The following is a 22359-nucleotide window of genomic DNA, read 5'->3' as shown; positions in this document are numbered from 1 at the left end:
GTTCTACCTTCTATACCTTTAGTGTATTTTGCTTAGGTGAGGGAATATCCGATGCGCCGGATAGAGATTTTGCGTTAACCAAATTTGACTGCGATAATTGTTCGTTCACACCCTTAATCAGTTCAGTGGCAGAGTCTCGAATATCCGAAATAGCTTCGTGGATAGGGCCTCTTGTTTTTGGGTTTACAATGACCTTCATTTGCCTTGTGTAGAAAGCTGAAAGATCTAATCCAATGTCTTCTGCGACTGTTTCAATAGCTTTTTTATCGGCCGATCCACTTTCATAAAATTGATTGATATCACCTCCCATTCGTTCAAAGGCTTTACCAAGAAGTTCAACATTCAGCTCTGGCTTTCTTAAGTGTGCCGGATCGATTCCCATATTTTTCTGCAGGTATGAGGCCGCTGATTCAGCATCGAAATGGTCGTACTTTCTTAATAAAGCACCTAAATGAGGTGGAGAATAATTGTCCGATATATCGTACCCACGCATTGACTCGACAAATTTATTGATGGATTGTTTTCTCAGCTCCTCAGCCGCTTTTACAGTTTGGGCGGCGGCTATAAATTCTTTAGCGTTTTCAATATAGGTTTCTCTTTTTTCATCATTTAAAACAAGGGGGGGGTCTTGATGTTGCATTGGTTCGCCATTTTTAAGAACAGCTCCCCAATGGCGTTGACCTGAGGCAATTATTTCTTTGTAGATTTCTGGCTGCTTATCTACTTGATGCACTTCTATATGAAATTGATCTCTCGGCAAGCTCTCAAAGTTTTTTACGATATCTGTTAATGACTTTTCAGCCGATTTCGATAGGCCAGCAAGAGCGACAAGTGTTTCTGCCATATTTGGGCTAATGTGCACCTTTGCTAAATTCAGTTGATGAGGCGCACGTCCGACATTATTAGCGACTAAATCGTAATAATGCAGTCTGATTTGATCTGCTTGGGATATCTCGTTCGGGGAGTCGCTGAATTGTATGTCGAATAATAGCGATTCGTTTCCTAGTCTACCTACTAGGGCTGGCTTTCCAACTAACCACTCGGCTTTACCACCAAGACTTGGTTTTGCCATGAGGCCTTCAGTATCTAAGTCACGATCAAGACCATACCGTTGCTGAAGTACTATGCGAGCTATACTTGTAAGAATCCTTTCCTTTTCTGACTCCGGCCCATTGGGCGGAGTTATAGTTTTTAATCGCTTACGATCATAAACCTCATTGGCGGAATCTGTAGGGAAATATTCTTGTCTGTCGTCCGCAATAAGAGTGCGCATATCTTTTGCACCAAAACCCGAGACCTGATTAAGTAATCTCTCAACTGCCGTATCAGGGTACAGCTTCGATGCGACTTCAAGCCATTTCATCGCATCATCTGGCTTTACCGCACCTGAGCGAACAGACGACAAGCTAAGAGCATGTTCTTTATAGTTTTCGACAGTCTGTTGCCAGTTTTCGATGACTGGGGTGATATTGCTTTTTTCGACGACTATACGTTCCATAACTCAAGACCAGTATTCAATACGGATTGCCATATATTTAATCTATCAACTCCCAAAATAAAAGCGAATAGACTTAAGTGATCATTGCTCTATATATGCAGCAGCATCACTCATCTAGGTTTTGGATAACCTGTCTAAGTTGCTCTCGACTAGTTAAAACAGAGATCTGAGCAACCCCCTTGATCTTGTAGGCGAATGTAGGTGTGGCGACGCGTTGAGTAGAAACTAAGATATTCAAGTTGCTAAGAGCGGCACTATGCCCTCGTTTTTGTGCGTCTTCTGGTGCTGGCGGTATACCTTTGACTAATTCGTTGACGGGACCACGGCTTGATAATAATTTCAGAAATTTAAGACGCGAATCATTTTTGGTGGGCATTAAAGTTAGTGATGCTCTGATTAGGGCATCGGGACCCAGGGCGCCTACCGGAAGATACCTGACTTGTAATTCGCCGGAGTTTATATATTCATCTAAGTACCCATGAACCTCTAAACATGCGCTACAAGTTAAATCATAAAACACATAAATAATGTTATTGCTCGTCCCGTCGCTAATCCAATCAGCATTTTCAATGCGGTTAAAAATGGCCTCTTTATCTACCACTGTATTGTTACGAGGCAGAGCGGCTGTCTGAGGCAAAGTATCGTCACCAATAGTTGCAGCTAGCAATTTATTGTGATCCCGTTTTGCAGCGGATGTTTTTTCCACTCTAGTGCTAACAGCATTCTGAGTTGCCGCTTTTATGTCTTCGGAGCTTCCCCCGGCTCTAATCGCACTTGATATTTTCTCACGCATTTCATCTCTTGATAAGGAAACCTTTGAAGTCATAGATGCTCTAGAAGCAGCAATATTGCTATGCGACTTCGTAATTTGAGATCGTGTCATGTGAGGTGAATACAGGGTGCCTTCGATTATGTGCTGCTGGTCGGGTAGCATAAAAAGATTCTTCAATTCTCCATCATTTTGGGATCTCGCAATTATCACCAGCGATCCGGCGGGTCCATGTTCAGTTTTTTCAATCACCATGTCACCGCCAAAGTAATGAACAAGCAGCGCCGCGGCTTTCTTTTGCTCAGTAGAATGTATAGAGCGCGATAGCTCTGATTGCGGTATCTGAATTGGTGTAGTTTTGGTCTTGCTATCACACGACATAAGAACTGCGGATGATAGGAAAAAAATAGGAACCAGAAAAATAAACTTAACTGTGGATTTTGTTAGTTTCAAAATAAATATCCTCATGATGCGTTTGAGCTGCATGTATGACAGCTATGCAGAACCGTTATGTAGATAATAAATAAGAGAAAGGCATGTGACGCATATAAAAATGTCGAAAAGTGCAGTTTTTTATTGCCGCCAGGGGTTGTGTTCTAAATAATCTTTGTCATCTACAAGATGCTGAGAGATTTACATGACTGACGTAACCTTAAATGAATTTTCATTTGCTCTTCCTTCAGTGATAAAGATTACTAAAACGGGATTGATGCCAACTATTGACTATCCGCATGAGTTTTTCGGTATGTCTGATAAAGAACAGGTGTCAGTACTCAATGGTGTTCTATGTGCTATCCAGCGGCATGTAGGAAAAAATATAGATATGAACTCGTCAAATTGTTACGGGAATAAGGGGTTGGTACCAGGGTCCACAGTCGTTATTGGTTTGGCCGTCACACTTATAAAATCTGACGCAATGCGAATCGAATGTCAGATCGTTTTTCCTCAAGATTGGTTGGAGTACAGCAAGGAAAGTAATCGAGAGATACTTCAATGTGTATCGTATTTACTTCAAGGAAGTGCCGTGACGATAGTTAGGCGCTCCGAACGATTGGAGGTTTCGAATGGAAGATAGTTTAAGTCTGCAATATAGCGAAGAGGAAATATCGGAGATACAAAATCAAAATGTAGAAACGGCGAAGCGAATTCGACTGTATTTACTTGGTACGGCGAGTCTTGGTTTTTATACCGCACTGATTGCTTTGTATTTATTTGTTAAGGCTTCAGGTTCCTTCGAGCTAGTCACTTTTTTGAACGACCACAACGGCTCAACAGAACGCATTACTCCTTATCGAAATCCAGATGTAACTGATCGGCAGGCAATGCATTGGGCTCGCGATAAAGCAAGCGAGCTCTTATCGTTGAGTTTTAATAGCTATGCAGATCAGATTCGCCGACGGAAGCAATACTTTGTTGGTGACGGTTGGATGAAGTACCAGCTTTCCCTAATCGAAAATAAGGTTACAGAAACTCTGCGAGAAGAAGGCCTTATTATCACTGCTATAAATCAAGATACACCGAGATTACTGCAGAGTTACTCGTTAAACGGAAATAAGAATTGGAGAATAGAAATGCCGATACTCCAAACAATACAAGGGGCTTCCGACACGCCTAAAACTGTTAAGAAGATTGTATCCATAACGGTTGAGCAGACGAGACGAGACGAGGCTATAGAAGGTTTGAAAATACGTGTATTTGGTGTAATCCAATAGAGGGGATATAGATGTCCGAAAATATTATTGATGCTAAAGAAAAGCATGCGGAAAAACGAGATAAAATTGAAGAGGGAATACGAGCAACCGCTCCGAGAGGAATCCCAAAGTGTACAGCACCGTCTTCGTCACATGTGGTGCTAGACAACAAAGAGTGGTATCGAAGCTTTGCGAAAATATCGCTATATGCTCTTCTTTTTTCAACAGTTTGTGCTGCTTCGGTATCTTTTGCGTTGGCGTATGTTATGGCGCGACCGCCGGAGGCTCTAAGCTATCTAATGGATGAAGATGGGCGTGTAGTAAAACTGGAATCTATCAGAAAGCCATCTCTTACCAATACAGAAGTTTCAAATTGGGCTGCAGATAAAATACTTGATATTCATAGCCTGACATTTACCGACTATGACGACCACATCCAAACACTCCGATCGAATTTTACAATCAACGCCTTTAATGAATATCAAAAAGCACTCAAGTCTTCCAAGAGTTTAGAGAAAATCCGCTCTGATAGATTGGTTATGTGGGCAGAACCAAAAGAGGCGCCAAAAATAGTTAGCGCCAAAGAAACCGGAGGCAAATTCACATGGGTGGTTGAAATGAAAATCACTCAGTTTGTGGGTGGCGGCGAATATATTGCCAACGGTACAGAAATGCTTGCAACGATTGTTATCGAGCGGACATCTCGAACTCGAAATCTTTCGGGCGTCGTAATTTCCAAATATTTGGCCAAAGAATTGGGCTCCGAGTGAGGAAGGTTGCAAACATGAATAAACAGATAAAATATTTAGCGTTGGGTTGTTTATTGGTCGTGAATATTTCCACAGCAGAAGAAGGTGGCCAAGGATACGATGATTTGCACAAGATTACATCTGGCAAAACAGCAGCAGACGATGTGCCAACTGCAAAGCTATCTGAACGGGCATTTGAAGCTCTAATTGAAGAGATGTATCCAACAACTCCAAATCAGCTAAAAAGGCTTCAAGAAACAAAAAAAGCCTTGGACAACGTGCTTTACGACAATAAGCAGCCCACGGCGTTAACCGATATTATTCCTGTGTCGACTAAACCAGGAGCGAAACCAATTGTAATTAGAGTAGCTCCTTTCCATACCTCTACAATTAACGTAATTGATTCGACAGGACAACCTTGGCCGATAACATCAATCATGCATGGAAATGACACCGATTATGCCGTTGCAAAGGTCGATGGTCATGCCTACGCAAATATCGTGAGAGTTGATGCAAAACGTGAAGTCGGCACCACTAACTTAAATATCTCTTTAGCGGACCTTTCGACAACAATTACTGTAACTATGCAGAATAACACTGACGAGTATCACCCTTCCCCAATTTTGCAAATTGATAAGGAGGGTCCGCAAGCCAAGGCACAGCCGGTATTTACAATTGATAATGTCGCGTCCGATTCGGTTCTAAAGGATATTGTTTTAGGTATAGCTCCCGAAAACTACGAGAAAATGGAAACTTCAGATTCTAATGTTGAGGCATGGCGTTTTAAAGAGAGTTTATTTATCCGAACTATTTACAGCCCGTCGTCGCCTCTGCCTAGAGGGATACATCATGGCCCCTCTGGATACACTGCATATCGACTAAATGATATGCCAATTTTAGTTATGACATCTTCTGATGGATATGAAAAGAAAATTACGATTAAACGGGGAGTGAAGTAATGAGCGATGAACCAATCAAGCAAAAAACAGTAAAAAGACGCGGAATAAGTTCTCCAGAAGCACGCGGTCCGATTCTTGTTGGCGTGACAATACTTGTTATTGTGGCTGTAGGGATATTTCTTACATATGGGTATCTGAAGCCAAATACCGAGGTCAAAATCTCTACGGGTGTCGTTGATGCATCCTCTGTGCAGGTTGAAACTGATGCAAAAACATCAGAAGTATACAAAGCTGCAAAGCGATCAGAGAATAAGCAGCGATATGACCAAGCACAATCTAAGGACGGTGGGGTAGCAATACCATTTACTTTTGATGAAGAGCCGAAGGCCGGCGAAGCAGGAAAGGATATTGAAAACTGTGGGTGCACAATTGATGAAAAGCAATTGGAAGACGCAATACGCCGCATTGGATTAGTTTCCGGTGATAAGTCAGCGCGTGATTTACTTCGTGTAGAAAAATCAGATATCTATATATCCACAAGCGGACAATTAATGGGCGAAAACGGAAAGCCTTTAGTTTTTCGTTCTAGCCCGATACACATGGATACGACCGGAGCTCTGCTTGATGAGAAAGGTATCGCATTTTTAACGAAGGATAAAGAACCACTGTACTTATCAAGTGCTGGTGAAATGATTGATCGTAAGACACAGAAAATACCTCTTCTAGGAGACCTAACTATGTCTTCAGGTGAATTATATATGTCTGACGGACGGCTAGCTATTCGTCCTGGAAATATGCAGCGAGTTGCTCGTTCAGATATCTACATCACCTCTGAAGGCCAGCTAGTAACCATGGATGGAAAGCCAATTCGCCATTCCGGCGCATATGTGTATCAAAATGATGAAAGGAAACTTTTAAATCGCAACGCGATGGATGTGGCTTGGGAGCAGCAAACTGTTTATCAAAATACAAATGGGCATCTTGTAAATGTCTCAGGTCAACAATTTAAGCAGCCCGGGGTATTGTTTTCCTATGAAGGCATCATGATTGACAATGAGGGGAAATTAACACGCCCGTTAGTAAATATTGAAAAAATTGGGAACAGTGACATTTTTAGAACCAAATCCAACTACTTGGTAGATGGGCATGGTTTACCCATAACACACTACGGTTCAGAAGTGAGAGTTGGACCGGGACAAAAGCTGCTAACTAAGTCTGGCCAGCCAGTTTTTAACCGAAGCCGAGCTGAGGTGTATTTAACAGAGAAGGGAGCGCTAAGGGTAGATGTAGGTAAAGGCGGTATTCAATCTGGAGTGTTAAAAACGTCAGAAGGTGTTGCGCTAGATCGTCATGCACAGATGATTACACGACGAGGTCGCTTAGAGCGTCGCGGAATGTCAGACATATATCTGACATCAGATGGATTACTATCCGATAAGGACGGTAAGCCCATCATGTTCAATAAAAAAGATACGTTTTTAGATTTCGGATCAGTGCAAAATAATGGAAGTCAGGGGCTGGAAACTTACGATCGTATTAAGGTTACAGACCAATACGGTAATCGGATTTTTCTAACCTTAGAAGGAAGGCTTGTAGATTCTCAAGGGAATGCCGTAAAAGATGTTGGGATCCTATCATCATCCGATGGTGTTTTGCTTACGTCTTCAGGGAAAAAGATAGTCGAAGAGCAAGATATGGAGCGGGTTGTTACCAAAGATGGCCAACCAGTAACGTTTAATGGTAAGGACGTCTTCAAAGGGAAAGATGGGCGTCTATATGATGCAGACGGAAACCCAATTCTTGCACCCGATGGCCGAGCTGTATTTATGGACGACAACGGGAATATCGTCGATGAGACTGGTCGTGCGATTGATAACGTTGACCTAATGGCTGGCGAGCGCGTAGTTAAAAACGGTGAGCTTGCCACTAGAAAGAAACTCACCACCAATAATGGCGAGCGAATCCATTCATAATGGAAAAGAGGTTTATGTTGATTCTAGTGGGCGTGTCATAGATGCCGACGGAAATGCTGTTCTCACAAGCGATGGGCGTGAGGTTTTTATCGATGAAAATGGAAATCTTGTTAATAAAGATGGGGCAATGATCGATGAAAAACTGTTAGATAAAATTGAAGTACGAAAAGTCAGAGATGGTGAAGTTTCTTCAATAAATCAGCTGACGGACGCCAATGGGCAGGCGGTATTTACAATTGATAATGTCGCGTCCGATTCGGTTCTAAAGGATATTGTTTTAGGTATAGCTCCCGAAAACTACGAGAAAATGGAAACTTCAGATTCTAATGTTGAGGCATGGCGTTTTAAAGAGAGTTTATTTATCCGAACTATTTACAGCCCGTCGTCGCCTCTGCCTAGAGGGATACATCATGGCCCCTCTGGATACACTGCATATCGACTAAATGATATGCCAATTTTAGTTATGACATCTTCTGATGGATATGAAAAGAAAATTACGATTAAACGGGGAGTGAAGTAATGAGCGATGAACCAATCAAGCAAAAAACAGTAAAAAGACGCGGAATAAGTTCTCCAGAAGCACGCGGTCCGATTCTTGTTGGCGTGACAATACTTGTTATTGTGGCTGTAGGGATATTTCTTACATATGGGTATCTGAAGCCAAATACCGAGGTCAAAATCTCTACGGGTGTCGTTGATGCATCCTCTGTGCAGGTTGAAGCTGATGCAAAAACATCAGAAGTATACAAAGCTGCAAAGCGATCAGAGAATAAGCAGCGATATGACCAAGCACAATCTAAGGACGGTGGGGTAGCAATACCATTTACTTTTGATGAAGAGCCGAAGGCCGGCGAAGCAGGAAAGGATATTGAAAACTGTGGGTGCACAATTGATGAAAAGCAATTGGAAGACGCAATACGCCGCATTGGATTAGTTTCCGGTGATAAGTCATCGCGTGATTTACTTCGTGTAGAAAAATCAGATATTTATATATCCACAAGCGGACAATTAATGGGCGAAAACGGAAAGCCTTTAGTTTTTCGTTCTAGCCCGATACACATGGATACGACCGGAGCTCTGCTTGATGAGAAAGGTATCGCATTTTTAACGAAGGATAAAGAACCACTGTACTTATCAAGTGCTGGTGAAATGATTGATCGTAAGACACAGAAAATACCTCTTCTAGGAGACCTAACTATGTCTTCAGGTGAATTATATATGTCTGACGGACGGTTAGCTATTCGTCCTGGAAATATGCAGCGAGTTGCTCGTTCAGATATCTACATCACCTCTGAAGGCCAGCTAGTAACCATGGATGGAAAGCCAATTCGCCATTCCGGCGCATATGTGTATCAAAATGATGAAAGGAAACTTTTAAATCGCAACGCGATGGATGTGGCTTGGGAGCAGCAAACTGTTTATCAAAATACAAATGGGCATCTTGTAAATGTCTCAGGTCAACAATTTAAGCAGCCCGGGGTATTGTTTTCCTATGAAGGCATCATGATTGACAATGAGGGGAAATTAACACGCCCGTTAGTAAATATTGAAAAAATTGGGAACAGTGACATTTTTAGAACCAAATCCAACTACTTGGTAGATGGGCATGGTTTACCCATAACACACTACGGTTCAGAAGTGAGAGTTGGACCGGGACAAAAGCTGCTAACTAAGTCTGGCCAGCCAGTTTTTAACCGAAGCCGAGCTGAGGTGTATTTAACAGAGAAGGGAGCGCTAAGGGTAGATGTAGGTAAAGGCGGTATTCAATCTGGAGTGTTAAAAACGTCAGAAGGTGTTGCGCTAGATCGTCATGCACAGATGATTACACGACGAGGTCGCTTAGAGCGTCGCGGAATGTCAGACATATATCTGACATCAGATGGATTACTATCCGATAAGGACGGTAAGCCCATCATGTTCAATAAAAAAGATACGTTTTTAGATTTCGGATCAGTGCAAAATAATGGAAGTCAGGGGCTGGAAACTTACGATCGTATTAAGGTTACAGACCAATACGGTAATCGGATTTTTCTAACCTTAGAAGGAAGGCTTGTAGATTCTCAAGGGAATGCCGTAAAAAATGTTGGGATCCTATCATCATCCGATGGTGTTTTGCTTACGTCTTCAGGGAAAAAGATAGTCGAAGAGCAAGATATGGAGCGGGTTGTTACCAAAGATGGCCAACCAGTAACGTTTAATGGTAAGGACGTCTTCAAAGGGAAAGATGGGCGTCTATATGATGCAGACGGAAACCCAATTCTTGCACCCGATGGCCGAGCTGTATTTATGGACGACAACGGGAATATCGTCGATGAGACTGGTCGTGCGATTGATAACGTTGACCTAATGGCTGGCGAGCGCGTAGTTAAAAACGGTGAGCTTGCCACTAGAAAGAAACTCACCACCAATAATGGCGAGCGAATTCTTCATAATGGAAAAGAGGTTTATGTTGATTCTAGTGGGCGTGTCATAGATGCCGACGGAAATGCTGTTCTCACAAGCGATGGGCGTGAGGTTTTTATCGATGAAAATGGAAATCTTATTGATCAAAACGGCAACGTAGTGACCGAAGAGCTACTTAAAACGGAAACAGGTAGAGCCGTCTCGTCAAGTATTGTAGCTGGTAGGGAGCAGGTTGTTACAAAAAATGGCAAAGCAGTTAAATTTAATGGACGAGATGTGTTTAAAGGTCACGATGGCGCTCTATATGATGAGAATGGTAATGCCATCACCACAAAGGATGGAAGACGTGTATTTATGGACGATGAAGGAAATATGGTGGATGAAAGTGGGAATATTGTTGAGGAAGATCTTCTAACAGTGGCAGGCGAGCGTTACGTAAAGAGCGGCGATCTTCTTACCAGAAAGCAGCTTACCGATAGTTCTGGTAATTCCATTCAATATCAAGGGAAGGACGTTTTCATTTCTGATGATGGAAAATTGGTAGACGAAAATGGAGTTTCGATACGTACTGCGGACGGCCGAGATGTTTATGTGAACAAAAATGGAGACCTTGTTGACGAAGATGGAAATCTCATTACTGAGGACCTTCTTACGACTACTACCAAGAGTAAATATGATAACGGTAAGACTGAAGTTGTTCGTCAAGTTACCGCTGCTGATGGAAGTCCGCTGCTGTTCAATGGCAAAGAAGTCTTCTCGGATGATAAAGGGCGCCTTTTAGATGAGGATGGAAATGTGATACGCACCTCTGATGGGCGTGAAGTCTATATGGATAAGAATGGAAATCTTGTTGATAAAGATGGGGCAATGATCGATGAAAAACTGTTAGATAAAATTGAAGTACGAAAAGTCAGAGATGGTGAAGTTTCTTCAATAAATCAGCTGACGGACGCCAATGGGCAGGCGGTCTTTTATGAAGGAAAAGAAGTCTTTACTGATAGCACTGGACGGTTAGTCGATAAGAACGGCAATGTTATCAAAACGAGCGATGGGAGAGATATCTTTCTCGACGCTGATGGAAATATTGTTGACAAGAGTGGAAAGAAAATTACGGAGGCAATACTGACGGACTCCTCCGGTAAAGTAATTAGCGAAGGCCTAAAAAAAGGTCGAGAAAAGCTAGTAACTAAAGATGGAAAAATCATTAAGCATAACGGTAAGGACGTTTACAAATCAAAAGACGGCTCTCTAGTTGACGCGAATGGCAATCAGTTGCTGACTGAAGATGGAAAACGTATTTACGTAGATGACCAGGGTAATTTAGTTGATGAAGATGGTAAGCGCGTTGATGACCAAGGATTTACAGCTGAATCAATAACTAAGGTGAACTCCGGTCTTAAAAAAGGTAAGGAAGCATCCCTTACTACCGGAGGTGTCACTTCAATTAAACAGCTCACCGCCAATGATGGATCACCACTAACTGTTGATGGTAAATCTGTCTATATAGATGAACATGGTCGTGTTGTAGATGAGGATGGCAAGGTAATTACCACCTCTGACGGACGTGAGGTGTTTATTGATGAACATGGAAATCTAGTTGATGAAAATGGAAATAGAATTGACGAAGATATTTTGTCCAAAGTAGAGGCAAGAGGCTTAAAGCAAGGGGAAGTTTCCAGCGTTCGTCAGATGACAGATAGTAATGGGAATGCGATTTTCTTCGATGGGAAAGAGGTTTTTCAGGATTCTGAAGGCCGGCTAGTTGATGAAAATGGAAATGCCATAACAACAGCAGATGGTAGGGATGTGTATGTTGACAAAAATGGCAATCTCGTGGACAAGAACGGAAACCGGATAAAAGAAAACCTACTAACAGATGTGACGGGTGAGTCCATCAGCTCAGGGATAAAGTCCGGCCGTGAAAAACTAGTATCGAAAGACGGATCTGCAATTACCTACAACGGCAAAGATGTATTTAAGGCAGCTGATGGTTCATTAGTAGATAAAGATGGAAATCAAATTCTTTCAGCTGATGGCAAAAAAATATTTGTTAATGATGACGGAGATCTTGTTGACGAGAATGGCGTTGTTGTTACTGATGATTCATTCGTGGTGGAAGAGCGTACATATGTTAAAGAAGGTTTAAAAACCGGAGCCGAGAAGGTTGTTACCAAAGACGGGAAAGACCTACTTTTCAACGGAAGCAAGGTATTTAAAGATGCTGATGGGTATCTGACTGATGCTCAAGGTAGAAAAATACTAACTCCTGACGGAAAGCGCATTCTTGTTGACTCAAAAGGTCGCCTGATTGACGAAGATGGAAAGCTGGTAGATGACCCGAGGTTTGAATCTGTTAAGACTGAGAATATTAATTCTGGTTTTACTGCTGGCCTTGATCAAATAACAACTAAGGACGGAAAATCTGTCAAATACAAAGGTAAGAATGTATTTAAAAAGGCAGATGGTTCGCTTGTTGACGAAAGCGGTAACGAAATTACCACTTCGGATGGACGCAAAGTTTATATGAACGAGGATGGAGAGCTCGTTGATATTGATGGAAATATCATAAATGAGGATTTGCTGACGGCTGATAGTAAACCTGTAACCCAAGGCCAGCTGACGAGCGTTCCTGCAACAGAGATGAAACGAGTAGGTGATACAGATTTATTTGTGTCCCGTGACGGAACCCTACTAGACGAAAGCGGAAAAGCCATTACCTTCAATGGGAAGAAAGTAAAAGTTGGGAAGAATGGTCAGTTGTTTGATGAGAATGGGAACGCCGTGACAGACAGAAATGGTAAACCCGTTTTTATCAATGCTAAGGGTGAACTCGTCGATAACAAAGGAGAGTTAATTAATGACTCGTTATTAGCGAACGGTAATGGTGTGTTAATTGACTCCACAGGTAAATCGGTTGCTAAATCGATACGCCAAGTTGGCGATTCCGATATTTACCAGACTGAAGATGGAAGGCTCGTGGATAAGGAGGGTAAGGCGATTAAGTTCAACGGCGAAGATGTCTATGTAGGTGACGACGGCCGCTTGTATTACGAGAATGGTAAACCTGTGACTGATAGCGAAGGAAACAGTGTCTATATGGATCCAACAACGGGAAATATCGTTGATAGGAACGGAAATGAAATCAAGGGGAGTGTGTTAGCAAATAGTGACGGCACACTAATTGATTCAAGTGGTGAGCTTGTGAACTCAGGAGGAAAATTAAAACGGATACCAGGAACAGATCTTTATAGAACCGAAGATGGACAGGTAGTAGATAGTGACGGGAAGCCAGTGAAGGTGAATGGTGAACCTGTCTTTGTTGATGATGAAGGAAAATTGGTTAATAAATATGGTAACGCAATTAAATTTAAAGGTAAGGAAGTTTATACGTCTGAAGATGGTAGGTTAGTTGATCGAAATGGACAGCCTTTAATTGATGATGAGAATCGAGCTATCCATTTATCTGAAGACGGCGGCTTTGTAAATGAAGACGGCGAATCAGTTGATAAAACAACTGGTAAGGTTGGAGATAAGCCAAAAACAAACCGTTCGGGGTTTAGTAAGACGGTTAATGGAAATGATCAAAAGCCCACTATTAACCAGGCTGTGGCTGCGAAGCCAAAGGCTAGTGAAGCATCCCCACCTCCAAAGCCTGGCACGTCGACTGGTAAAAAGCCGAACGAACAGGGTGGCGGTATTCGCTTGGATGCGGCTTCAGCCGAGCGCTTACAAAGACGTTACGCGATGATTAAGGCTGGCATGAAAAATCAAGTTACCCAGTCACTACAAGTAATTGGAAGAGATGTTAATCCTGGTTATGTTGGGGTGGGAGGGACATCAACTTCTGGTCTCTCAGAGCAGGAAATTGCTTCATTGACTGGTGGCGGTGCATCACAAGGTAATCCTGAATCCGATGAAGGAAAGCCAGGAAAGCCAGAAAACTCTGTCGCTTATCAGAAGGCGGGCACCATGTTGTATGCAGTTACTTCCTATCAGATTAATAGTGATTTTATTAAGGAAGTAGTAGTTGATATTGTTGGGTTGCCGCCTAAACATCCTTTATATAACTCCTCCGCGATGGGTAAATTTGAACTGGTCTATGACCGAATGGTCATCACGTTCGACAAGGTTTGCCCTAGGAACGCCGAGTGCGTCCCAATGAAGGGTGTAGCACTCGATCCGGCAACATCCGCTGCGGCAATGGCTTCTGACGTTGATCATCACTATTGGTATCGATATGGAGGACTTTTCCTTTCTTCGTTGTTGGAGGGAACATCTGAAGCTATGAGTGAATCTGGCACTAGAGAAGAATCAACCTCCATTACTGGTTCCAAGGTTACAACAACCGGGTTAGATGGAGATAAATTAGTATTAAGATCATTTGGTAAAGTAGGTGAACGTTTTGCTGATGCATTCGCAGATAATATCAATAGGCCTGCGACAGCTTGGTTAGATCCTGGAGAGGAGATGGCTATCATGCTGTTCGACGACATATTGGGCAGTGACAAGTAGTTCTAAACATGAAAATCTCTACTTTTTTATATTATTTTGTTGATAGAGCGTGACCTCGTTGCGCATTATCACTATGTAATATTTTCTAATTAACAAATATTGGTGCCGACATGACTAATCCAGATATTGGTGAATCAGGTTTCGAAAAATCGGGAAGTAAAGTAACCCGAATAAAAAATGAAGCAACTTCAAATAATCAAGAGCAGGATCATATTCCACAAAGCTCAAAATCATCTTCATTTGGTGGCGGGAGCGAATACTTTACTAAACGCAATTTAATTGGTGGTGGCGGGTTAACGCTAATTGTTGCTTTACTTATTTTTGGGTATCAATTCAGCCAAACCAGCTCCCAGAAAGTGGAGACCAATCCTCTTGTGGCTAAAACTGAAGTACAAAGCCCATTCGGTGATTCTGTGGCTCAGAAATCAGTGCCAATTAATCAGGAGATATCAGGAGACTTGCAGCGTGACAAGCTCGCTACATTGCTTCTGGAAAACTATCCAACCAAAAGTGAAGTCGAGTCCAAACTCGATCAAATACGAGGCGCAGATGTATCTCAAGAAGAGCTGGATGTTTTTCTTTTGGCAGTAAAAAATAATTCTGACTCTATTAAAAGATTGGAAAATGTATCGCCTGCGGCAATTAATCGCATGAATCAAGCTTTGTCTGATGTTAAGTCTACTCTTGCGGTCATGAAGAAAGACGTAAGTGAGTTGAACGAGTCCATATCCGAGCACGGTTCGAAATTGGATAAGTTAGAGAAGAATTCTGGTTGGTACCACAACAGAATCAGCTCTCTAGAGGGAAATCCAGTCGTATCTAATAAACCAGATCGATCAGTAAAAAACGAATCAAAGCCCATTTCATCGAGACGGCTAGAAATGACTACCGAGTCGTCTTGGCTTGTTAATGGAGCTTCTGCAAATTTGGCATTCATCTCTAATATCGAATCGGGAAAAAAGCTGAGAGTAACACGTGGATTTGATATTCCTGGTTGCGGACAAGTAACAGACATAGACCCTAGCAACCAAAAGGTTACGACAACATCCTGCGTAATTAAAAACTAAAAGGATATTCGAGATATGGAGGACTTAGTAACTTACCTAACCACCGCTGCTGCGAACCTACCCGGTATACAGGGAGCGATATTCTTAGTCGCAGGCTTGGCCGGGCTGGTTTCGGTTGGGTTGTCGTTGCTTCACCAGGTTACGGCTGGTCGACGCGGGCAAGGTCCATTACCTGCCACTATTGCAGGACTTATTTTTGGGAGCCTTTTGCTTTCATTATCTACTGTGGTCAATATATTTTCTGTCTCAATATTTGGGGCGGTAGCGGACCCGAAAATTATTAGTAGTTATACGCCTGTAACAGGCGATAACACTCGTATTGCAATCCAAGCGATCGTAGCGATAGTTAATGTGATCGGTTGGGTGGCAGCCGCCAGGGGCTTATGGCGCTGGCGTGTCGGACCCAAATACGACCAGCCCGGCTGGTTTGGTTCGGGTCTGACATTTGTGTTGGCTGGTTCAATCGCGACTAATCTTTATGTTTTCGCTGATGTGCTAGCTGTTTCAGTAGGTGCTATTCCGATAGGGACGAACTATTTTAGTTTCTAGCTACGGTATTGCACCGCCCTCTGGGGTTAAATTTCTATAATCAATGAAGGAAGTCGCTTTGAAAGAGCTCTTAAACTCATCAAAGCAAATTGTTACAAAAGTAAAAACCGCATACTTTGATATCGGTTGTCGCGCTCACGTGGCGCTTCTTACCGTTACGGGCATGCTCTTCTCCGCATTTCCGGAGTTGGCCGAGGCTACTCCGACTATCGGGGATCTTGGGAATAATGTTGGTGATCAAACAACGGGGCTATCGAGTGGTGCTATTCGGCTGTTCGGTTTTGTCGGACTTGTGATGGTCGGCGTTGCATTTATGAAAGGTCGTACTGCGAAGAGTCAAGGCGAAAGTATAGGTGGTTATATCGCCATGGGTATTATCGGTGCGATACTATTTTCAATCGTTACTATCGTTTCAATCGTTAACGTTTCTGTTATTGGTTCTGATGCTTCGACAACAGTTCAAGGTCAAATCATAAAATAAACAACACGGAGATAGAGAGAGGGGCCCGTGCCTCTCTCTTGTTTGAATGATGCTATGTTCACTATAAAAGCAATAGATTTTCCTACTCTCGCACCTGACAAGAGGGATTCCTTAAACTGGAAGCCATCTCCAGAACAAAAGTCAATATTAGAGAGCGGTAGCTACCTGTGCCAGTGTTGCGGCTTACAGTCTAGACCGCATCGTGAGTATCCTTCAGGTTACGTTGAGGTTGTAATTATAGATGGTGTAAGGCATTTACTGTGTACGATGTGTGCACAATCACAGTATTTGAGTCGTCCAGTAAATGGTAAGAAAAACCATGGGCTCGTAATCTATTGCCCAAGCTTGTCGCAGGGCCAAATAATTAAATGCGCACAATGGGCCTATATCGCGAAATATCGGCACAACAAATATGAAAAGAATGCAAACGCTCTTATTGGAATGATCACAAAAGATCTTATCGCTCCAGTTGAGAAAATTATTCCAGGATTTACCTCTGGGGATGTTATTGAGTTTGCAGATATCTATAAAAATATGTCTCCGTTACTTAAGAATAATTCTGATCGACTCTTTAAAGATCTACGATACTGGCCAAATGAAGTTGTATTCGAAAAACAGATAAAGTTTTGGAATGTTGCTGCGTTCCATGAATTAACCGATGACTTGGAGGCTTCATGCAAAGTGGGAAGCTCAAACAAAAAGTCGGCGTAGTATTATTTGATAATCAGGACGAACCTTCAGCGGCCTGGGCATGTTCTGAAGCGGAAAAGCCTCATTATATTAGCGGACCAAATGACCTTAACCTTAATACTATTTGGATTTCTAACCTGACATATCGAATATCACAACGGTACTCTGTATCGTCTGGGGTAACTCTATATTCAAATGAATATATTTCAGTGTCGCTATCAGAAATATATAGTGAATTAGATCTTTCATCACTATCTATACATCGGGCAATCAATGTTTTAACCAACATATGTAATGCCGTCTCAAACTTCTTTTCTATCTATAGTGGAAACTCCACGCTACCACCTGCATCTTTGTATAGTGGAATAAAAGGCTTTTCAGGCATTAACCGACATCCATACTCACGTTCGATATCCAAGCATTTGTCCAGCGCCCATGACTCTCTTCTGCATGGAATTAGCAGCGGAGATCAAGCAGGTGGAGTGTCGTTGATATTTCATCGGTTTGAATATGCAAGGAATGTATTGAATAAAAGAATCCCTTTGGGACGCTGGAATGATGTTTCTAATCTAGTTACCACGATGTCAGCGAAACAGTTTGATAGGTGGATAGGCCAACTTCAGCGCCCAGCATTGATTTGTTTAAGTTACGACGAAAACCTAACTGATAGTCTTTTCAGGAAATTCTATTCATCCACTCTATGGATGTCTCAAGAGGAGTTTCAGGTCCATGGGTGTAACCGCCAGGCCACGATAAAACATGTTTTGGTGTGTGATGGATACGGGAAAAACCCTATCACATTACCTAAGTGGGGACGCTTTTCAGAGAGCTCATATTCTTTTGGCGTGTTCTGTCAAAACCTTTGGGCCTCGCTGTTAGTTGGAGGCAAGGGGGATCCCCTATCTGTTTGGATGCTGTGTATAAATCGCCTCAATTGTTATCAAAAAGCATGCGAGCTAGAAGGGCAAAGTCAGCATAACGTGATTGGATATGGATTAGGGCGATTAACTCTTGATTCTAGGTCTTCATTAACAGGGAATTCAGTTGATCTAGCATTGAAGCTCAATCTTATATCTAGCATGTCTGCTAGTGGGTCTGGATTTATAAGGCCGGTTCCTGACGCCCCTACAAATATTGAGATTATGCAGATAGCCATGGAGCGCGGTGCTTTAGATTTTTTACAAGAAACAGATGTAGCTGCGGTTGTAAAAGCTCAAGACTCTTTTGATTCAGAAACATCATACATATACCAAAAACCGAAAAGCGGTTTTTTGATTTGAGGAAATATAATGCGTTATTCACAGCCCGATACCTTTACCGATAAATTATTTTATCTTTTTGATTCGTCTTTTCAATGGGCGAACCGAATGATTAAGTCGAGTCCGCGCTCTTTTATCGATATTGAAACGATAGAAGATAATGAAACTATAGTCATGAATGATGGTTCGCTAGTTACTGCTGTAACAATTGATGGAGTATCAAAATGCGTTCTCGAAGATGAGTTTGAAGAAATTCTTGATGAGGCAGAGCGAAAGCTTATGGCCTATATGTCCGACGGATGTCATTACCCATCGTTCTATTTTATGCGGGATACGGATGGAATTGATACAGAATTAGAGACTATTTATGGCCCGGTAAAGCGAGCGACCAAATCCATTGGCCTTGAAATGGATGATCTTATTGACGAGCAAATGCATGTTCTAAAACGATATTGCCAGAAGGAGAGAGCTATATTATTGCTTTGGACTAATATGAATGGCCTTTCGAAAGATGAAAAGAGGGTAGCAGGACGTGTTAAAAAATCTGAAAGAAAGGGAATGCCACTTGCTAATGACGCTCAAGATCTTGGTATGGGTGCGGGTGTTATGTTGACACGACATAAGTCGTTTGTATCTGAATTCTGTCAGGATCTTAAAAACGTAAATGTTTCTACTGACGTGATGGATGTGCACGATTTCCTGAGGGAAATTCGAATGAGCATCGATGCGCAATGGACTTCCGATGATTGGCAGCCATCATTGCCGGGTGACCCAATCCCGCTTAGGCTTGATGGAAAGTACAAGCCAGATGTCAGCGGTATGCTTTGGCCCAGATTAACTGATCAGTTATTCCCTCGCGGTGCTGAACATTTAGATCATGCAACTGTAAAAGTAGGAGACACTGCGTTTGCACCAATTACCATTGAAATGATGCCCAAGTCACCAGAACCATTTCAGTCCTTATTCAAACGTTTAAATAATGAAAAAATACCATGGAGAATGAATATTTTAACCAGAAGTGATGGAATGAGCGTTCTCGGTTTTAAAGAGCTTTTAGCGTCGTACATGCAATTCACACCTGGTGCGCCGGAGAATGAAGATATAGTTGATGTAAAACGAAAGCTTTTAAAGATTCGTAAAGGTGGTGAAGAAATAGTTAAGCTTCAAATCTCATTGTGCACATGGGCTCCTTCTGAAGATAAAGATCTGCTTGATATGAGGCGAGCGGTGCTTGCTAGGTGTGTTCAAGGCTGGGGGACGTGCGATGTTGCGCCGGCCGAAGGCGATCCCCTCGAAACGATGATGTCGTCGACTCCTGGGGCAGTTATGGGCTCTGTTGCGAATACAGCAGCAGCCCCACTGTACGATGCACTTAAAATGGCCCCTCTCACAAGGCCGGCAAGCCCTTGGAAAACAGGATCCCAACCACTACGAACTCCTGATGGTAAGATCATGCCGTATCAACCTTACTCAAAACTGCAGTCTGCATGGACTACCTTGATATTCGCTCCTATGGGATACGGTAAATCTATGTTTATGAATTACAGTAATATTTCTCTCATTCTCAGCCCTGATAATACGGAGCTTCCATTTATTTCTATTCTTGATATTGGGCCTTCAAGCCGGGGGTTAATATCATTATTGCGTGGTGCATTGCCGAAAGAGAAACGGCATTTGGCAATGTATGAAAGATTGCTTAATACGCGAGATTACGCAGTAAATGTATTTGACACTCGATTAGGTTTGCGTAATCCGTTGTCAAACCAGAAGGCTTTTTTGGTTAACTTTCTTAGCTATCTTGGAACACCTGATGATAGTTTATTGCCACCAGATGGTGTTTTGGGTATGGCAGACAAACTAGTTGACGAAGCTTATAAGCAGTTTGCTGATAGAAAATCGGCAAAGATTTATCAAGCTCAGATTCTTCCCCAGATAGATGAGTTACTGGATACCCTAGGGTTTAAGCACACTAAAGGTAAAACAAAATGGTGGGATGTCGTTGATTTTCTGTATTCTAAAAAATACACACATGAAGCTACGCTTGCGCAGCGATATGCTGTACCGAATTTACGTGATATAGCTCAAACCACTAAAGATCAAAAGATTGTTTCAATCTATGGCAAGGCAAGCGTAGCTTCAACCGGCGAATCCTTACCCCAATTCTTCTGGAGAAAGATTACTGAGGCCATCAGTAAGTACCCCGTTATTTCTGAAGAAACTAAATTCGATTTAGGTGAAGCTCGTATTGTAAGTTTGGATCTCGATGAAGTCGCAAAGGGGCAAGGTGCGGATGCGAAACGAAGAACTGGACTCATGTATATGGTCGCTTACTATGTTTTAACTAACCGCTTCTTTACGGGGAAAGAACATTTAGGTGAAATGGACGGCGAAGTCGGATTGTATAAAGTAGATTACCGCCCCTATCACAAGCGCTATGTAGAGAGCATCAAAAAGATGCCGAAACGTTTCTGTATAGATGAAAAACATCGTGTCCGTGGCCTAGGGATGGTCGAGGCTCAGCTCGACGAATCTATTAGGGAAGGTCGTAAGTGGAAGGTTGAAATTATGCAGGCGAGTCAGTTACCGGATGACTTTTCTGAAGAATCTGTTCGCTTGGCCACCAATATATTTATTCTAGGTGGTGGTAATAAAGCAAACTGCGAAAAAGTTGCAAATACTTTTAAGTTATCGCCAACAATGACGCAGCATTTGTATGAATCGCTAAGGAAACCAAATAAGCATGGTGCAACATTACTGAGCATCTTGGAAACAGAGAAGGGTAGCTTCGAACAGTTACTCATGAGTACTCAGGGACCCACATTTTTGTGGGCGTGCAACAGTTCCTCTGACGACGCATTTGTTCGTGATACTTTGAGTGCAGAGATTGGAGATATCGAAGCACGATCGTTACTTGTCGAAAAATACCCGGCAGGAAATTTGGATGAAGAAATTGAGAAGCGGAAAGTTATAGTAGGGCTCTCTCAAAGGAAAAAAGCGTATCAAGGAGAAGATCTAAGTAATCGCGAAATGGATTCTGATGAAACTCCCAAGGGAATTTTAAGTGATATCATTCAAGACTTGCTCGCCTTGCATCACGCGAGAAATGAACGTGTTGTGGCATAAATCTATAACTAAACTACTTAGATAATTATTAGAGGGGCCTATCAATAAAGATGGCCCCTCTAATTCGTCTTGCTTCAATATAAATTGATTGGTGATCTGCAGGCGTTAGATTAGATTGCTAGTTTGCGCTCAAGTAATTCATAGGCCTTAATTACTCCGGGTAGATTGGTTATACCGGGGTCAATACATTCATCAAGGTATCTTTTAACAATATGCCTTTCATCGACTTCTAGTGGCTGTAGTTGATTCATTATACGTACGGTAGCAATTGTCCAGTCAGTCTTTAAAGACGTTAGCGCGCTAGCCGCACTTTCATATATAAACTGCTTTAGTTCTATATTATTTTTACTGTCTAGGCGTGTAATCCATTTTGTTAAGTCTTCTACAACCTGGTCGTTCCACCCTAGCGCATCATAGTTTTCCCAGTTGCGGGAACTATCAATAAACACGCATACACTTGCTAGTGTATGAATCAAAGATTTAGATAGAGTTGTCATGTATGGCCCCTTTGCGAACTCTCCATCGAGGAATTCCACTCGATTTAAGTTCTCGTAAATATGTTCGAGCTTTCTTCCATTCTCGTGGTCTCGCTCGGTTTGTGATTAATACGCAGTTTTCAAGTATTCTGTTTCGTTTTTCTAAGCAGAAGAACAAGGTGAATCCACCGTTATGATGAACAACAACGGGATCTTTAAT

Annotated in this window: 16 protein-coding genes; 13 read left to right on the top strand and 3 right to left on the bottom strand. The window is 42.2% G+C overall.

Annotated elements, in window-relative coordinates; all coding sequences use genetic code 11:
• Positions 1–10: 10 nt before the first annotated feature.
• Entirely contained in the window at positions 11–1498 is a 1488-nt protein-coding gene (locus tag H5647_RS21560; protein WP_045861760.1) for a hypothetical protein, read from the bottom strand.
• A gap of 106 nt (positions 1499–1604) precedes the next feature.
• Complete coding sequence (locus H5647_RS21555) at positions 1605–2720, bottom strand: thioredoxin domain-containing protein (protein ID WP_162926478.1); 1116 nt, start codon at positions 2718–2720, stop codon at positions 1605–1607.
• A gap of 292 nt (positions 2721–3012) precedes the next feature.
• On the opposite strand from H5647_RS21555, the gene H5647_RS21550 reads away from it, so the two are divergent.
• The 13 genes from H5647_RS21550 to H5647_RS21490 all read left to right on the top strand — a co-directional run bounded on the left by H5647_RS21550 (position 3013) and on the right by H5647_RS21490 (position 21663).
• Positions 3013–3342 carry a hypothetical protein gene (locus H5647_RS21550; RefSeq protein WP_162926477.1) on the top strand — a complete coding sequence of 110 codons (330 nt, stop codon included), beginning with the start codon at positions 3013–3015 and terminating at the stop codon, positions 3340–3342.
• Entirely contained in the window at positions 3332–3979 is a 648-nt protein-coding gene (locus H5647_RS21545; RefSeq protein ID WP_045861757.1) for a DotI/IcmL family type IV secretion protein, read from the top strand. Before H5647_RS21550 ends, H5647_RS21545 begins: the two co-directional genes overlap by 11 nt.
• 11 nt (positions 3980–3990) lie before the next feature.
• Entirely contained in the window at positions 3991–4728 is a 738-nt protein-coding gene (locus tag H5647_RS21540) for a DotI/IcmL family type IV secretion protein (protein ID WP_045861756.1), read from the top strand.
• A 14-nt stretch (positions 4729–4742) separates the two neighbouring features.
• Complete coding sequence (locus H5647_RS21535; protein ID WP_045861755.1) at positions 4743–5666, top strand: DotH/IcmK family type IV secretion protein; 924 nt, start codon at positions 4743–4745, stop codon at positions 5664–5666.
• A complete protein-coding gene (locus tag H5647_RS21530) occupies positions 5666–7579 on the top strand; it encodes a hypothetical protein (RefSeq protein WP_045861754.1) in 1914 nt (637 codons plus the stop codon). Before H5647_RS21535 ends, H5647_RS21530 begins: the two co-directional genes overlap by 1 nt.
• Positions 7557–8099, top strand: coding sequence for a DotH/IcmK family type IV secretion protein (locus H5647_RS21525; protein ID WP_045861753.1), 543 nt, complete (start codon positions 7557–7559; stop codon positions 8097–8099). Before H5647_RS21530 ends, H5647_RS21525 begins: the two co-directional genes overlap by 23 nt.
• Positions 8099–14494 (top strand): TrbI/VirB10 family protein, encoded by a 6396-nt coding sequence (locus H5647_RS21520; protein ID WP_045861752.1) that lies wholly within the window; start codon positions 8099–8101, stop codon positions 14492–14494. The genes H5647_RS21525 and H5647_RS21520 overlap by 1 nt, the downstream gene beginning before the upstream one ends.
• Positions 14495–14604: 110 nt before the next feature.
• Positions 14605–15561 carry a hypothetical protein gene (locus H5647_RS21515; RefSeq protein ID WP_045861751.1) on the top strand — a complete coding sequence of 319 codons (957 nt, stop codon included), beginning with the start codon at positions 14605–14607 and terminating at the stop codon, positions 15559–15561.
• 15 nt (positions 15562–15576) lie between these two features.
• Complete coding sequence (locus H5647_RS21510) at positions 15577–16110, top strand: hypothetical protein (protein ID WP_045861750.1); 534 nt, start codon at positions 15577–15579, stop codon at positions 16108–16110.
• A gap of 58 nt (positions 16111–16168) precedes the next feature.
• Entirely contained in the window at positions 16169–16591 is a 423-nt protein-coding gene (locus H5647_RS21505; RefSeq protein WP_162926476.1) for a hypothetical protein, read from the top strand.
• A 54-nt stretch (positions 16592–16645) separates the two neighbouring features.
• Positions 16646–17302, top strand: a complete 657-nt coding sequence (locus H5647_RS21500) for a hypothetical protein (RefSeq protein WP_162926475.1) — start codon at positions 16646–16648, stop codon at positions 17300–17302.
• Positions 17266–18561 carry a hypothetical protein gene (locus tag H5647_RS21495; RefSeq protein WP_162926474.1) on the top strand — a complete coding sequence of 432 codons (1296 nt, stop codon included), beginning with the start codon at positions 17266–17268 and terminating at the stop codon, positions 18559–18561. Before H5647_RS21500 ends, H5647_RS21495 begins: the two co-directional genes overlap by 37 nt.
• A gap of 9 nt (positions 18562–18570) precedes the next feature.
• Positions 18571–21663, top strand: coding sequence for a hypothetical protein (locus H5647_RS21490; protein ID WP_052692303.1), 3093 nt, complete (start codon positions 18571–18573; stop codon positions 21661–21663).
• A 110-nt stretch (positions 21664–21773) separates the two neighbouring features.
• Here the strand turns inward: H5647_RS21490 and H5647_RS21485 are convergent, their stop codons facing one another.
• On the bottom strand, positions 21774–22160 hold the full coding sequence (locus H5647_RS21485; RefSeq protein WP_045861746.1) for a hypothetical protein: 387 nt from the start codon (positions 22158–22160) through the stop codon (positions 21774–21776).
• Positions 22161–22359 lie beyond the last annotated feature (199 nt).

It is taken from the genome of Teredinibacter purpureus, assembly GCF_014217335.1.
Taxonomy (GTDB): Bacteria; Pseudomonadota; Gammaproteobacteria; order Pseudomonadales; family Cellvibrionaceae; genus Teredinibacter; species Teredinibacter purpureus.
The sequence above is the reverse complement of the archived record's forward strand: the minus strand, read 5'-3'. Positions and strand labels throughout refer to the sequence as shown.